Annotated in this window: 13 protein-coding genes; 8 read left to right on the plus strand and 5 right to left on the minus strand. The window is 39.4% G+C overall.

The genetic code is table 11. The annotated features are described in order from the left end of the window. Window positions 1–79 precede the first annotated feature (79 nt). Window positions 80–1129 (plus strand): mannose-1-phosphate guanylyltransferase, encoded by a 1050-nt coding sequence (locus tag FNN09_RS03150; RefSeq protein ID WP_143300030.1) that lies wholly within the window; start codon window positions 80–82, stop codon window positions 1127–1129. Between the two features lie 311 nt (window positions 1130–1440). Here FNN09_RS03150 and FNN09_RS03155 read toward each other — a convergent pair whose 3' ends face one another. The 5 genes from FNN09_RS03155 to FNN09_RS03175 all read right to left on the minus strand — a co-directional run bounded on the left by FNN09_RS03155 (window position 1441) and on the right by FNN09_RS03175 (window position 7289). Continuing rightward, on the minus strand, window positions 1441–2415 hold the full coding sequence (locus tag FNN09_RS03155) for a T9SS type A sorting domain-containing protein (RefSeq protein ID WP_143300031.1): 975 nt from the start codon (window positions 2413–2415) through the stop codon (window positions 1441–1443). A gap of 1283 nt (window positions 2416–3698) precedes the next feature. Then, window positions 3699–4754, minus strand: coding sequence for a glycosyltransferase (locus tag FNN09_RS03160; protein WP_143300032.1), 1056 nt, complete (start codon window positions 4752–4754; stop codon window positions 3699–3701). Between the two features lie 7 nt (window positions 4755–4761). Beyond that, window positions 4762–5529 carry a glycosyltransferase family 2 protein gene (locus FNN09_RS03165; RefSeq protein ID WP_143300033.1) on the minus strand — a complete coding sequence of 256 codons (768 nt, stop codon included), beginning with the start codon at window positions 5527–5529 and terminating at the stop codon, window positions 4762–4764. 9 nt (window positions 5530–5538) lie between these two features. Then, window positions 5539–6300, minus strand: a complete 762-nt coding sequence (locus tag FNN09_RS03170; protein WP_143300034.1) for a GIN domain-containing protein — start codon at window positions 6298–6300, stop codon at window positions 5539–5541. Continuing rightward, the gene (locus tag FNN09_RS03175; protein ID WP_185968834.1) at window positions 6300–7289 is read right to left on the minus strand and encodes an acyloxyacyl hydrolase; all 990 of its coding nucleotides are present in this window, start codon (window positions 7287–7289) and stop codon (window positions 6300–6302) included. The genes FNN09_RS03170 and FNN09_RS03175 overlap by 1 nt, the downstream gene beginning before the upstream one ends. 302 nt (window positions 7290–7591) lie before the next feature. Here FNN09_RS03175 and FNN09_RS03180 point away from each other — a divergent pair, with 302 nt between their 5' ends. From FNN09_RS03180 to FNN09_RS03210, 7 genes are all read left to right on the plus strand, one after another. After that, the gene (locus FNN09_RS03180; RefSeq protein ID WP_143300036.1) at window positions 7592–9223 is read left to right on the plus strand and encodes a capsule assembly Wzi family protein; all 1632 of its coding nucleotides are present in this window, start codon (window positions 7592–7594) and stop codon (window positions 9221–9223) included. Between the two features lie 66 nt (window positions 9224–9289). Continuing rightward, complete coding sequence (locus FNN09_RS03185) at window positions 9290–10687, plus strand: sugar transferase (RefSeq protein ID WP_143300037.1); 1398 nt, start codon at window positions 9290–9292, stop codon at window positions 10685–10687. A 10-nt stretch (window positions 10688–10697) separates the two neighbouring features. Then, the gene (locus FNN09_RS03190) at window positions 10698–11507 is read left to right on the plus strand and encodes a DUF4296 domain-containing protein (protein ID WP_185968835.1); all 810 of its coding nucleotides are present in this window, start codon (window positions 10698–10700) and stop codon (window positions 11505–11507) included. Next, window positions 11507–12010, plus strand: coding sequence for a hypothetical protein (locus FNN09_RS03195; protein ID WP_143300039.1), 504 nt, complete (start codon window positions 11507–11509; stop codon window positions 12008–12010). Before FNN09_RS03190 ends, FNN09_RS03195 begins: the two co-directional genes overlap by 1 nt. Window positions 12011–12108: 98 nt before the next feature. Then, window positions 12109–12939, plus strand: a complete 831-nt coding sequence (gene cysQ, locus FNN09_RS03200) for a 3'(2'),5'-bisphosphate nucleotidase CysQ (RefSeq protein WP_143300040.1) — start codon at window positions 12109–12111, stop codon at window positions 12937–12939. Between the two features lie 146 nt (window positions 12940–13085). Next, the gene (gene pgk, locus FNN09_RS03205) at window positions 13086–14261 is read left to right on the plus strand and encodes a phosphoglycerate kinase (protein ID WP_143300041.1); all 1176 of its coding nucleotides are present in this window, start codon (window positions 13086–13088) and stop codon (window positions 14259–14261) included. 188 nt (window positions 14262–14449) lie between these two features. Then, window positions 14450–15673, plus strand: a complete 1224-nt coding sequence (locus FNN09_RS03210) for a 3-deoxy-D-manno-octulosonic acid transferase (protein WP_143300042.1) — start codon at window positions 14450–14452, stop codon at window positions 15671–15673. Window positions 15674–15728: the final 55 nt, after the last annotated feature.

Genomic DNA, 15728 nt, shown 5'->3' on the forward strand with positions numbered 1-15728 from the left:
GGTATAATTCTACCATGGGTCAGATAAATAAATTTTTTCATCTCTCCCTTCTCACGACTCAGCTCGAAAACAATAAGCTATGAACAACAACTACCTAGTAATAATGGCCGGCGGCATAGGTTCCCGCTTTTGGCCCATGAGCACGCCGGAAACACCGAAGCAATTTTTGGATATTCTGGGAACAGGACAAACCATGATTCAGCAGACGATCAATCGTTTGCACGGTATTGTGCCGATTGAAAATGTATACATTGTTACCGGGAAGCGCTACAAAGCTTTGATTAAAGAACAGCTGCCCGAGATCAAGGACGAGCAGATCTTAATGGAGCCTTGCATGCGTAATACAGCTCCCTGTATTGCCTATGCGGTCTATAAGATTAATCAGCAGAATCCGGATGCTAACATTGTTGTAGCGCCATCTGATCATTTAATTACCAAAGAAGAGGCATTTAGAAAGGTCATTCAGGACGGGCTAGATTTTGTGAGTACCAATGATGTTTTACTGACTTTAGGTATTCATCCTCATCGACCGGAAACGGGCTATGGTTATATTCAGGCAGGTGCTAGTGTTAATGATGTTATTAATACCGTACAAGCTTTTAAAGAAAAGCCCAATCTGGCGACAGCTGAGAATTATTTATCAGAGGGTAATTTCTTTTGGAATGCTGGTATATTCTTGTGGTCATCAAAGAGTATCCTGAACGCTTTTGAAAGTTATCTACCGGAGCTTGCTAAAATATTTAAAGCAGGTGAAACAGTCTATTATACCAATGGAGAGCAGGCTTTTGTGGATAGTCAATTTCCACAATGTGAGAATATATCCATCGACTATGGCATAATGGAGCATGCCAATAATATTTACGTGATGCCAGCGGATTTTGGCTGGTCTGATTTGGGTACCTGGGGCAGCCTATGGGAAAAGAGAGAGAAGGATGAAGCCGGCAATACGGTAGTTGGCGATGCTGTGAAGACTTATGATTGTGAAAATAACATCATCACAATCCCCGATGGGCGTAAAGTGGTGTTACAAGGTTTAAAGGATTGTATCGTGACGGAAGCCAACGGTGTGTTTATGGTATGCCAGAAAAAAGAGGAGCAACGAATCAAAGAGTTTCAAAAAGAGAGTTAATCATACCAAAAAATAATCTTCCTTCCTAATTAGTCTCTGCAAGAAAACTCAGATATTTCTCAAGTGATTGGATGGAGAAGTTAAATTTCAAGGCTTGGTCTTTTCTGAAAATCTAGGAGTTTACTTTTGTAAATGACTGTTTTCAAAAAGGGCGTAACGAAGAAATTGGACTTTTCGGGCAAGCACTAATTATTTGTAAGATTAGGAGGAGTTCCAAACTACACAAATAGCGCAAGGAGACATTTCCCTTGCGCTCTTTACGTTTATTGTTTTCAATAAAGAGAAATAAGACCTTACTTTTTATTACTCAACTATTGGATTACTATCTTTTTACACGCCTTGCTATTGTCTTCAAAAGTGACATGCAATAAATAGATTCCTTTACTTAAAGCTGATACAGGAACAACTATTTGTTTGCTTCGCTCATCAATTTGTTTAACGATTTGGCCAGTGGTATCATAAATCATCAGGTGTTTAACAGTTTTGTCACTGTTAAAAGTAAAGAATTCTTTTACAGGATGTGGCACAATGCTGCAGGTGCTTAGAGTTGGACTTGTAATTGAGGTTGGTGTGTCATTAAAGCGGATGCTGATATTGTCTATTGCTATTTCATCACGTGAGCCAGAACCACCTGCATCATCAATGGTAAATTTGAGGTAAAAAGTAGCACTATTGGGTATGTTCTGATTTTGACTCAAATTTTGCTCCTGCTTGATCCATGTGGGTGTTGCTTCAGCTACTTCCTGAGTCAGGTAATCTGTGGAGGCTTTGGGCGTGTAATCAATAGAATTCTCAGAAGTGGATAAATTTACACTACAAGAGCGATTTTGATCGTTATACTCGTAAATATCGTACGAGATGTCGATTGAATTAACAACGCCACCTGTATTATTAATTATTTTAATTATGATGTCACCAGGAGTTAGGTCTGTGCCACCGGGTTGCAGGCCTAGTGCATAATCATTTTCAGCCACTTTAAAGGCATAAATACCACCTGTGCCAACTCCTCCTTCTGATGCTCCTCTGGCAAAATCACCATCAAGCTTGGTCTCGCCCAAAAGTACATCGCCATCGGAAAAGCCTGTGATTATTAGTCCGTCAGAATCAAGTTGTCCTTCGTTAGGAGAGGGAGAGAAACCAGATGCATTAAAAATTCCATTGTTGATGCCGTCTAATGTCTGATCAAAAGTAATAACATCGGCTTGGTTAATTGTAGTAATTGAAAGTTGTGCAAATGCAGATGCGCAGATTAATAGCAGACTTGCTAAGAGTAATATTCTATTCATAATTCTATTTTATTGGTTAAACAGAATCAATTTACATATTCAGGATTACTATGTCCAATTAATTGAGGAGAAAATTCTCTATTTGATTTGTCAAGTGACAAAAAAAGAGAAGAGAGAGGAGTAAAGAGTATTTTAGATAAAGCCGAAAATAGTTTTTACGCTAAGTTCGACAGGTATATTAACAGACAAACAGTTTCGTACAAGAACTATTTTTACGAAGTAAAATAATCTGCGTCAATCTGCTGACAAAAAGAGGAGAGAAAAGAGGGAGGTGTATTGTACGCAATGCCTCGGATTCTTTTTCGGTAAGTTCGTCAAGGAATAATTTTGATTAGGAGGTTAATTCTCGCCGCATTCTCCTTCAACTCTGCGGTAAAATATTTTTATGAGTGCTCTAAACTTTCCGCAAGGAAACAAAGCTGCGTTTATCTGTGTCAAACTGTGGGCAAAAAAAAGAGAAGAGAGTGGAGAATAGAGTGTTTTAGACAAGGCCGAAATTAGTTTTTTACGCTAAGTTCGACAGGTATATTAACAAGCAAACGTTTTTCGTACAAGAATCATTTTTACGAAGTAAAACAAATCAGTGTAAATCTGCGTGTAAAAAGAAGAGAGAAAAAAGAGATGAGTATTGTACGCAAAGGCCGCGAAGAATTAAATGAGTCAAGGTCGCCAAGTAATAATTTTAGATTATGATGTGGATTCTCTCCGCGTTCTCCTTTAACTCTGCAGTAAAAATTTTTATAGAGTGCACTTAAGTTTCCGAAGGAAACAAATCTGTGCTTATCTGTGGACAAAAATAGAGAAGAGAGGACAGAAGAGAGTATTTCAGGCAAAGGCCGAAAATAGTTTTTTTGGCTAAGTTTGACAGGTATATTAACAAGCAAACGCTTTTCGTACAAGAATCATTTTTACGAAAAAAAATAATCAGTGTCAATCTGCGGGTAAAAAGAGGAGAGAAAAAAGAGATGAGTATTGTACGCAAAGGCCGCGAAGAATTATATAAGTCAAGGTCGCCAAGTAATAATTTTAGATTAGGAGGTGGATTCTCTCCGCGTTCTCCTTTAACTCTCCGGTAAAACATTTTTTTTAGAGTTTTCTTAAGTTTTCAAAGGAAAACAAATCTGTGTATATCAGCGTTAATCTGCGGGCAAATAAAGAGAAGATGGTTAGTTTTTAAAGGTTCACGTTACGAACAGTTAATGCTTTGTTCTATTCAATACATTCAACAAAGATTGGTCGCTCAGCAATGATTGTTTATAAAAGAAGTTACAATGACTATTGAATTATTCGAAACGCTGAAACAGGTCGTTTATCTTTTTCTCGAAAATATCAAAAGCAAATTGCTTTTTGACAAGCTGAAAAGCTTTTTCTCCTTTGCTTGATATGGAGCCCTTTTTCTCAATCAGTTCAGTTAGTTTAGCCGTGATTTTGTCCACAGACCGTTCAACAAGAAACCCTGTCTCTTCATCCTTGATCAGCTCTTTTATGCCGCCAGTGTCAGTTGATAGTACTGGTATGCCTATAGTCATGGCTTCTAATATGCTGTTGGAGATACCCTCACGTTCTGATAGAAGAACAAATAAATCAGCATTTTTCATTAAGTCACAGGGGTGATCAACAAAACCCGTAAAACGAATGATTGTATTCAGTCCAAGTTTTTCACACTGGCGTTCAAATTCCTGTTCATTGCGCCCTTCTCCAATAATTTGCACTTCAAGCCTTTTTCTTAGCTCTTCATCCAATCCCCTGATAGCGTCGATTAATAAACCATAACCCTTTTGTCGTGTGATGCGTCCACTGCTTACGATTTTGAATGTGTCGAGTTGTGTTTTTGGTGCTAAGTGATTGTTCGAAGTAAATCCTGGTATGCCATTGTAAAGCACATGTATTGGATGCTTGCTAAAGATGGAGTTGTGTTGTAGCTCTTTTTTTAAATAATGGGCATTGACAATTAGGCCGTCGTTTAAATCACGATAATTTAATTGATGCCAAAAAGGAATATTCATCTTACGACTGACACCTAAGCGCATAAGATGTTTAATACCCAACTGGCGGGCAATGATCCCACACATAAAGTATTCCTTCTTCTTCGTGCTGACGATCAGGTCGATTTTATTTGTCTTGATGAATGCTTTGAGCTTCAGAAATGTGTAGGCATCAAAGTAGGAAGCAAAAGGTAAAGTTCTTGCTCCACTATGTTGTCCAAATTTAGGGAGGAGTTTCTCTGATTTGCCAATGAAGAATAGCTGGTGGTTTTTTGAAAGTGCCGACATCGCCATGGATGTCCATTTTTCGTTGCCGCCCCAGGCTTTAGCTGAGCATACAAATAAGATGTTCATAGTCTATTTATTCTAAGCCCTTAATGGCTCTGATTCGACCTTCTAAGATAGTGTCGGCGTATAATTTCTGATTGCTGCCGTAGTTGTTGCGTAAACCTTCATCACCATGATAAAGATGGTTGGCAATAGCATAAAACTTGAGGTTATAGGCCTCAATACCCGCGTGGATTAGTCGGATAGCAAACTCTTTGTCATCAGGACCTTTACCTACCATGCTTTCTTCAAATCCATTGATTCTGAAAGCATCGTCCCGCCAATAGGCCATGTTGCAACCCCGTACTCCTTTTACTTTTTTTGCATCGTAGAGTAAATGTTGGTGGGCCACGGCAATCATTTTATTCCTAAAGTTAGGAATGTTCGCATAGTTAAGCTTCTGACAATATTTTTCGGTGTCGGATGATGAAATGTCAGTTCGTCGACCAATAACCAGGCGATTAGCTTTGGCAAACTGTATGTGGTCTCTCACAAAATTTTCATCACACAAAATATCCCCATCAATCTGTATAACGTATGGGTATTTCGCAACTTTAATTGCTTTATTACGGATGGCATTGATGCGATAACCCTCATCCTCTTGCCATACATGAATTAAGGGGCAAGGAAAGTTCTCTTTCATGCGCTCTACTACAAGCTTTGTTTCGTTGCCAGATCCGTCATCTGCCACAATTACTTCATCGGGCATGTGCGTTTGTTTACTGATGCTTAGTAAGCAAAGTTGTAATGCTTCTGACCAATTGTATGTGGTTAAAAATAAGGAGACCTTTGGAGTTTGCATGAGTGTGAATTAATCAAGGTTAATAACTTTTCCGGTGCAATTGAGATAGGGCACTTTTATGCATTGGTGGCTTACTACGGCTCCACCCTGGTAGTAGGTATTGCCCGAGGAGTAGGTGTCGACCTTAAGGTTTGTGCTGGCATGAACTTTGCAGCTGCCGATAGACATATGTTTTATTTTACAATTGCTAGTTATTAACTTTAGTGCATCAACATTAACGCTGCCTTCGAGCACAATAAATGCCTGATTTGTTAGCCCACTTAAATGGTAATTACCAATGTTGTTGTTGCCATGTACTCTGAGTTGAATAGATTGGCAATAAAGATCTAGTTCTATTTCCGCAAACTTTGCTCCTCCATTTATAAGCATCGTGAAATGATCCGCTTTTATAGTCTCCGGTGCTTCCAGTTCAATCGCCATGTTGGCAGTTAATCGAGTCAGGTGCTTGGCTGAAATACCAATTTCAATCAGTTTACTTTTTTGCAGAAAGTTTTTCTTAGTATGACTAATGGTTAAAGCACCATCGTCGGTGCTGAGTTCCAGGTTGTCAACCAGTCGTTTCTGTCCACTTATGCTGACGATGTTACTTTCCTTGTTATGCAATACTATACGGCATGGGGCATCGGCAACAATATGAGAAATAATCCCTAATTCCATCGTTTGGTCAATCACTTCATCATCACCCATTAAATTTTGAATGTATTCACACGATCCCAATAGCATACATACAGCAACTAGGAGTGTGATTTTAAGTGGTGTATATTGGTTCATTATTGTTTGTCTCTTTTATAATTAATTCGATATCCCAGCCCGAATTCTAAAAATTCGGAGCGGAAGAAGCTGGCTTTGACGCTGAAGTTAGCGATTAAATTTTTGCCTAGGTAATGTCTGATGCCCATACGTGGATAAACTGGTTGTGGTGGATCGATGTTGGTGTGTAGGTATGCACCAATGTTGACGAAAAGGGTAGTTTTGCCGAGGAAGACATTGTAGGATGCAAACAAAGCATTAAATAAGTAATGTCTGCTGGAGAACTGAATGTCTCCATTTGAATCTTCATAGGCCTCCCAACTGTGGGGTGCCGTTTCTGAATAAAACTGATCATAACCTAAGCCGATGGCGCGTTTTTCATTCAGATACCAAAGGTGGTTAATGCTCAGACTTCCATTCCAATAAAGGGTTGTGTTATAGGGAGTGCTCTGGCTGCGTCCTACACTGCCTACAATTATTATCTCGCGGTGTTCGCTGTTAGGGGGTGTGGTTTGGGCTAATATGGGCGTTAAGGCTTCATTAAAATGATACTTGGTTCCAAAGCCAGCAGTAAAGGTATTGACGCCATGGTTCGGTTTTCTGGCTGCGCCATTGGATAAATGCGTTAAAGTGGCACTCAAGGCTAAAGAAAAACGATTAGATATACGATAATCAAGCGATATGTCAAGCCCGATATAGGCGTTGAGGTGAGAGCTAAATACGGTATTGTAGGTATTGGTTTCGATGTCGAAAGGCTTGGTGGCATAGCCGATGCCCATTGAAACCCGGTTTTTTATCGATAGTTTGGGTGATCGGTGAATGTTGTAATTAATGAAAGGATAGATGGCTATGCCAGAACCAAAAATATCTTTATTGCCAAATGTGCCATAGTAAAAACCAAGGCCTATCTCGGGATAATTGAAATAGCTCTCCCAACTATCAGGTGAAAACAAGGCGCGGCTATAGGTGAGCTCAAGTCCACCTGAAAAATCCTCGATAAAATACATCATGTTAACATGATGAGGAACCACGATGCCTCCATGGAGTTTGGCACCCAAGTACGTGTGTTCGGGTTTTGCATTGTCTGTGCTAGTAGGGGTTTGCGAATGCAAAGCTAAAGTTCCAAAGCAACAAGCAACGATATAGCAAACAAGGTTTTTCAAGGTCGGTAATAGTTTGTTTTGGTGCTGCGAAGATAGTAAAAAGATGATATGTTTAATAGTGCTTTGTAGCATCCTTTCATCCTAATATTACGCATGGATTTTAATAGTACCTTTGATGCTGGAATTATAAACAACAAGTATATAAATTAATGATTCATAAATTAAGTAATCAATTAATGATTGTTTTGCTTTGCTTTACGGTGTTTAATACTGCAAAAGCTCAGGAAAATAACTTAAAAGCAGATCTTAGTTTTCATACATTGGGCTCTACTGATGATGTACGCCCCATGTGGTTAGTTGCGAATGAATGGGGGAAGTTTGAACAGTTTGGCTATTCTGAAACCTTGCTTGAATTGGGAGCTGATTATGAGGTCTTAAACAATAAGAATGTGGCACTGAATATAGGAGTAAGGGGGCTGCTTAATGCCAATGTGTCGAACAGTATTTTGCAGGAAGCTTATGTAAAAGGAAAGTTGTGGTTTATTGATTTTTCATTGGGTAAGGAGCAGTTTTCTCCAGTTATTATCAACGATGAATTAAGTTCTGGTATGTTTCTGATGAATTCAAATGCCCGACCAGTACCCAAGGTCAATATGGGTATTTTTGATTATTTACCATTGGGCTTTACAAATGATTGGGTGGAGATTAAAGGTGGGATGTCCCAAGGCTGGTTGAACGACGATCGCATTGAGAAGGGGAATAGTGCCAGTGATGTGCTGCTTCACGAAAAGTTTGCTTACCTACGCGTTGGCGGATTAAAACTAAAGCCTTATGCCGGTTTAATGCATTCTGCATTGTTCGGAGGAACACGACCCAATGGTACTGAAATTCCAATTGATTTTTGGGCAACATTCACCGCTAAAGGATCAGCGTCCTTGGGAGGAGGTGAGGAAACGAATGCTGCAGGAGCTCATATGGGATTGTGGGATTTTGGTTTTAACTGGGATAACAATTTTGCAGATGTGCATTTCTATTGGCAAATGCCCTTTGCAGATGCTTCGGGTATGCGGTTTTACAATGGATACAATAAGGACTATAGCTTGGGCGTATTGTTGGAGCCGAAAGATTTAAAGTGGTTGCAGGGTTTTTCGTTTGAAGTGTTTCGTACAGATCATCAGTCTGGCTATGGAATTCCTGACCCACTTTATCCAGTGGCTTATAACGGGCATCCACAAGGTTCGATTATTTGGATGCATGAGATTGAGGACGATTTGGATGGCTTTATGTACGAGGTGTTTGGTGAGACTAAAACCGGATGGACAGAAGATGAGGTTAGCCGTTACCTTGAGGTAGAGTTAAATGAGGGTTACGCTTATGGTGGACGCGATGATTACATGAATAACGGTAGTTATTACAATGGTTGGATTTATCATGGCAATAATATGGGGACGCCTCTGTATCATACGGCTACAAAAGTGAGAAAATACGCTTCGCCGTGGGATGAATATGATCAGGTTTTGTTCTACAATAACCGGGTGAATGGTTTTCATTTGGGAGCAAGTGGCTATATATTACCTGTATTGAAGTATCGTATTAAAACAAGCTACACCCTAAATAAGGGAAGCTATGCTGAGGAGTTTAGAGGTCGATCAAGCTGGGAGGAGACAGAGAGTTATTTTTTCAAAAGCACTAAACGTCAAATGTATTCGATGTTAGAGATAGATTGGCAAACCAATTGGCTGGAAGGATTTTATGTGAAAGGGAAAATCGCTTTTGATGTGGGCCAATTGTATAATTCTGTTGGAGGCCAACTTAGTTTGGTTTACATTCCAGCATTTTAATAGACCAAGAAGTCACTTTTGTATAGGTAATTCCTTATTTTTGCACAAAATAAAACGCATGCACGAATGTTAAAGGAGAAAGAAAGAGTTGTCAATAATTTTCTGGCAATAGTTGATGCTGTCCTTGCTTGGATTTCTTTAGATATAGCTTTTTATCTTTATTTTGGTCAATTTACTTTCCTAAGTAATAAAGATTCCATCATCCTCCATCTAGTGGTTTTAGGTTTGTGGTTCTTTCTTTCTAAAGCGTTTAGGGCTAATGAAATCTATCGATCAAGACCATATTCCATATTGTTGTTTAATGTTACTGCAGCCACTACTATTGGCGTGGGGATTTTAGCTTTGGCGGTTTTTGTATTTAACCTGCATTACATCGGAGTTGTTCCACTCATCTATTTTGGTGGTGTGTCCGCATTGGTTTTGTTTACTTTAAAGGTTTTGTTCTTTACCTATATTAAGGGAGCTAGGCGTAAGGGGCTGAATTCGAGGAATATTCTTGTTGTAGGTGATGTGTCTGCAATGAGTTTTATTAATCAGGTGCTCAACTACGATGAGTGGGGCTACCGAATTGTGGGTGTTATTGGCAATGATGAGTTAAAGGAGCGCATAGGACAACGGGTGACAATGTTGCCTGAAGGTTCTAATATTGATAAGATCATCGAAGAGAAAACCATTGATGAAGTTATTTATTGTTGCGAAAAAGCGCGCATGGAAGACATCATGGTCATCTTAACAAGTTGTAATGAGTTAGGTGTTATCTTCCGAATGTCATCGCCATTTTTTAATATGCTAACGAACAAGACTCACTTGCATTATTTCGATACAATCCCGGTTTTAACTATTTCCAATACGCCGATGGATTACCTTTTGCTAAAGTTCAAGAGTGTATTTGATTTTTTTGTTTCATTTTTTACCATCACCATCTTTTCACCACTTTTTATAGGTATTGCTCTTGGGATTAAATTAAGTTCTAAAGGTCCTATCTTTTTTAAACAGAAGCGTGTGGGTATGCGTGGACGTAAGTTTTGGGTGTATAAGTTTCGTACCATGGTGACCAATGCTGAGGACTTGAAAGCCAGTTTGATGGAGAAGAACGAGATGGATGGCCCGGCTTTTAAAATGGAACGCGATCCTCGCATTACAGGTATTGGTCATTTTTTACGTAAGACGAGTTTGGATGAGTTGCCGCAGTTCTTTAATGTGATGTTGGGCGACATGTCTATTGTAGGGCCTCGTCCGCCAGTACCATCAGAAGTAAAAGAGTATGAGCGCTGGCAGCTCCGTCGTTTATCAATGAAACCTGGTATTACTTGTATCTGGCAAATTTCACCCAACAGAAACGATGTGTCCTTTGAGGATTGGATGCGTATGGATCTTGAGTATATAGATAATTGGTCTTTACGTTTAGATTTTGTCATTGTTCTCAAAACCATCCGTACCATGTTAAGGGCAGATGGTAGATAAAAAAGTTAGTATGCTGAAAATATTTATGTACATATCACTAGTTGTTCTTTTATTCAGTTGCTCAACGCGCCCGAGTGTGCCGCGTGACTTGCCTCAGGAAGAGCTAATGGCTGAAGTGCTAGCCGATATGTATCAGGTGGAGAGCTTACTTGGTCAAACGCGTTTGTCCTATAATTCAAGCAAGGAAGATAAAGTGTCAGGGTATTACCGTTTTATCCTTGATCAGCACCAAATGACCAAGGCGGAGTTTGATACGGCCATGTCATGGTACTCTGCTCATCCAACGGTTTTGTCAGATGTATACGAAGAAGTGGTAGAGATACTAAGCAGGCGAGATGCCGAGCTAAAGAATGAAGTGAACAGGCAGAAGGAAGATGCCCAGGCTCAAAAAGCCAATAAGCTAGCTGGTAGGATGAGTCTTTGGGAGGATTCTACCAAGTTTAACCTGCCCTTTGAAGCGAATGATTCATTGGATAACCGAATTCCTTTTCATGTTAAGGTTGATTCTTTAAAAGGTGGTATTATTCGTTTGTATGCTGGTTACACCTTTAAAGAAGGTGGTTTTTTGGATAGTGCTCAAATAAAATTATTGGCCTGTTATGCCGATAGTACCATTGATACGGTTTCCTATCAAATTCATAAGTCGTTTAAGCGTGTTAATGGTAATTTGAGTCATCAAATTGGCCAGGCCAAGTCCTTGATTGAACTCAAAGGGTATTTATTTGATCACGATACAAGTAAATACTCCACCGTGTCTGTTGAAGATGTGAAGTTGACTTTTATCCCTACTTTAAGGGCAGAGGAATTGATGATTGATTAATGCGAAAAGTTAGTGCTCATTATTATTTGCGTTCGGATGGTTCTTTTGGAAAACGTCCCATCATAAGCCTTGATTGTGATGGGCGTATTGCTTCAGTCGTTGAAAAAGGCGATGATTTTAAAGAAGAGCCAAGCCTGGAATATTACCCTGGAATATTAATCCCTGGCTTTGTTGCCTCAATTGGTCGTGCGAGTAAAAGTTTGTCTAAATTAGTCATTGTAAATGGGGTTTTGCGTTTGCAGCAAGAATCAGAATTACTGTCAAGTGAAGAATACCTAAAGCCTTGGGAGATATTAAAGCAATTGTCAACAGCATCTTCAAGTGAGTATACTCTGGGGCACTATTTGTTAAAGCATACTTTTCAAGCGGCTCAGTTGCTTGAGCAAGCCGAGTGGGGTGTTCTCCGAGCGGGTGCTAACCCTGGTTTGTTAGTGTTGCAAAATATTGACCTAAGAAATATGGCCCTCAGTCCTCAGTCCTCATTCAAAATAATTCAGAGATGAAACGACCATGTAAATTTGATCATCCAATTTGACACATAAGGGGATGATGAAATTTATTTTGAGAGTTCCAACTGGCAAATGACGATAAACCTATACAGATGAAGCAACTTTTACAAATAGCGATTAAAGCATCATTGATAGCAGGTAAGGAAATATTGCATGTTTTCAATTCCGATGATTTTGGAGTGCGATTAAAAAGTGACGACTCTCCTTTGACGGAAGCGGATTTAAAGAGTCATCAGGTAATTGAATCTGCCTTATTGTCTACGGGTATCGATATATTGAGTGAAGAAGGCGATGAAATTGATTTTGAGGATCGAAAAACTTGGAACAAGTTATGGATCGTTGATCCACTGGATGGAACCAAGGAGTTTATAAAGCGTAGTGGAGAATTCACGGTTAACATAGCTTTGGTCGATGGGCAAAAGCCTGTAATGGGCGTGGTATTTGCGCCTTATTTAGGCTGTTTGTATTGGGGCGATGAATCAGGTGCTTATAAAGTAGATTTATCAGACGATTGGATCAATAAACATATGGATGCCTTGATGGAAGAGCTAGTACCTAAACAATTGCCACTTCGGCAACCTGATGTGTGTACGGTTGTAGCCAGTGTTAGTCATTTTTCGGCAGAGACAGAGAAGTACATAAGTGCTTTAAAGAAGAAGGTAGGCGAAGTTGAACTGGTGTCACGAGGCAGTTCTTTGAAAATGTGTTTGGTAGCTGAGGGTTCGGCCCATTTGTATCCGCGCCTTGGACCAACAATGGAATGGGATACAGCAGCGGGGCAGGCTGTTGTTGAGGCTGCTGGTGGTCAGCTATACGATTGGGCGACAAAACAGCCTATGCAATATAATCGTCAGGATCTATTGAATGGCTGGTTTTTAGCTGTTGGTAAAGATGTGTCAATTGATGATTATTGGTTGTTGTAAGTGGCTTTTCATCTACTGACTTTTTAATCATTACTTTTCTTAGTTAAAGAATTATAAATCGCAATTGAAAAACTGATTTTTATCACAATACCGCTATTAATTTTTTATCTTTGCGCTCATTGTTGAATTATTAAAATCACTACACAATGGCTGCAATTGACAGTTACAACTTCGCAGGAAAAAAGGCCATCATCCGCGTGGACTTTAACGTGCCTTTGAATGATAAATTTGAAATTACTGATGATACACGTATTCGTGCTGCAGTACCTACTATTAAAAAGGTATTAGCCGACGGAGGTGCTGTTATTCTAATGTCTCATTTAGGTCGTCCAAAAGGCGAAGCTAAAGAAGAGTTTTCTTTAAAGCACATTGTAGCTCACCTATCAGCTACCTTAGGTGTTGATGTGAAAATGGCACCAGATTGTATTGGTGATGATGTGAAAGCAATGGCTTCAGGCCTTAAGGGTGGTGAGGTTTTATTACTTGAGAACCTACGTTTCCATAATGAAGAAACTAAGGGGGATGAAGGTTTCGCTAAGAAATTAGCTGAATTGGCTGATGTATATGTAAACGATGCCTTTGGTACAGCTCACCGTGCCCATGCCTCTACTACCATTATTGCTCAGTTTATGGATGAGAAAATGGCAGGTTACTTATTGGATAAGGAAATTAAATTCCTGGGCGATACTGTTGCTAATGCTGAAAAGCCATTTGTTGCAATTGTTGGTGGAGCCAAGGTGTCTGGTAAGTTAGAAGTGTTAAAGTCGTTAATCACTAAGGTTGATACAATCTTAATCGGTGGTGGTATGGCTTACACATTCTTAAAAGCTCAAGGATATAATGTGGGTAACTCACTTGTTGAGGAAGATTTAGTTGATACTGCGAAACAGATTTTGGTTGATGCTGAGAAAAATGGCGTTAACTTCATGTTACCAGTTGATAACTTAGCAGCTGATAAATTTGCTGATGACGCTGATATAATGGAAGTAGGATGTGATATTCCTGAAGGTCGTATGGCTTTAGATGTTGGTCCTAAAACAACAGCTGCTTATTCTGCTGAAATAGCAGGTGCTAAAACAGTTGTTTGGAATGGTCCTATGGGATGTTTCGAAATGCCTAACTTCTCAAAAGGAACATTTGGCGTTTGTCAGGCTGTAGCTGATTCATCGGCTGTTTCTATTATTGGTGGTGGAGACTCTGTTGCTGCTGTTAATCAAAGTGGTTTGGCCGATAAAATGAGCCATATCTCTACTGGAGGTGGTGCTTCTCTTGAATTCTTAGAAGGAAAAGAATTACCAGGTGTAAAAGCCATTCGCGGATAAGTTTTATCTGAAGATATATTTCCAAAGCCTGTTAGCGTAAGTTGACGGGCTTTGTTGTGTTTTGTAGTTGTGTAATTGGTTCCTTTAGCTTTGTCGTATATTTTCTGATTAACTCAGACTTTATAAATCTTAAATCGATCATCATATATCCTAAATCATCCTTTATCTTTGTTCAAAATAATTAAAACATGACATTCTTGTACAATATTGGCATAGCGCTGTATTCTTGTTTGATAAATATAGTTGCGCCTTTTAATGCTAAGGCGAGGCTGCTTAAAGAAGGAAGAAGAGAATCGCTTCAACGCTTGAAGACACTGAAGTTGGATGGTCCTGTGGTGTGGGTGCATGCCGCTAGCCTGGGAGAGTTTGAGCAGGGAAGACCGATTATTGAAAAGATTAAAGCAGATCATCCGCAATATAAGGTGGTCTTGACTTTCTTTTCGCCATCGGGCTATGAGGTGAGAAAGAACTTTGATTTGGCCGATCATGTGTTGTATATGCCGGCTGATACAAAAAAGAATGCTAGAAAGTTTGTGGAGGCCATACGGCCAGAAAAGGTATTCTTTATTAAATACGAATTTTGGCATCATTTCTTAAGTGAATTGTCAAAGCTAAGTATTCCTGTGTACGGAGTTTCAATGATCTTTAGGAAAGAGCAGGGTTTCTTTAAGGGATATGGAGCTTGGTTTAGGAATGTGCTAAAGGCATTTACAAAGTTTTATGTGCAAGATGAGGTATCTGGAGAATTATTGAGTGGAATAGGCTTTAATAATTATGTTGTCTCTGGAGATACGCGCTTTGATAGGGTGCGCAACATTGCCTTGGAGTCAAAGAATTTCGATGTTGTTGAGAATTTTGTAGGGGATAGTCAGCAGGTGATTGTGGCTGGCAGTACCTGGGCGGCAGATGAAGATATATTGATTGATTACTTGCAGACAAATGAGCAAGTGAAGTTAATTATTGCTCCGCATGAAATTCACAAAGAACATATTCAACAAATAGAAGCAAAGCTGAAAGTACCTTATCAAAAGTATACATGTACTGAAAATGACCTTGTTCATGCCCGTGTTTTAATTGTGGATACGATTGGTATGTTATCATCTATCTATAAATACGGACAAGTGGCCTATATAGGTGGTGGTTTTGGAGTTGGAATACACAATACTTTAGAAGCGGCTACCTATGGAATGCCAGTTTTGTTCGGGCCTAATTTTCGAAAGTTTAAAGAGGCGCGTGACTTAATTGATTTGCGAGGCGGCTTCTCAATCAAAAGTGCTGGTGAATTTAACGAATTAGCCAATCAGCTTTTTTCAGATGCAACATATCTAAAGAGTACTTCGGATAAATCTAAAGCTTATGTTGATAAAATGTGTGGTGCTACCAAGCAAATAATGACGGAGGTATTTGCTTAGTTAGTGTTGATATTAAAGGGAAATAATATTTCTTAAGCCGATGCTCATTGATCAT

It is taken from the genome of Carboxylicivirga sp. M1479 (genome assembly GCF_007097485.1).
Taxonomy (GTDB): Bacteria; Bacteroidota; Bacteroidia; order Bacteroidales; family Marinilabiliaceae; genus Carboxylicivirga.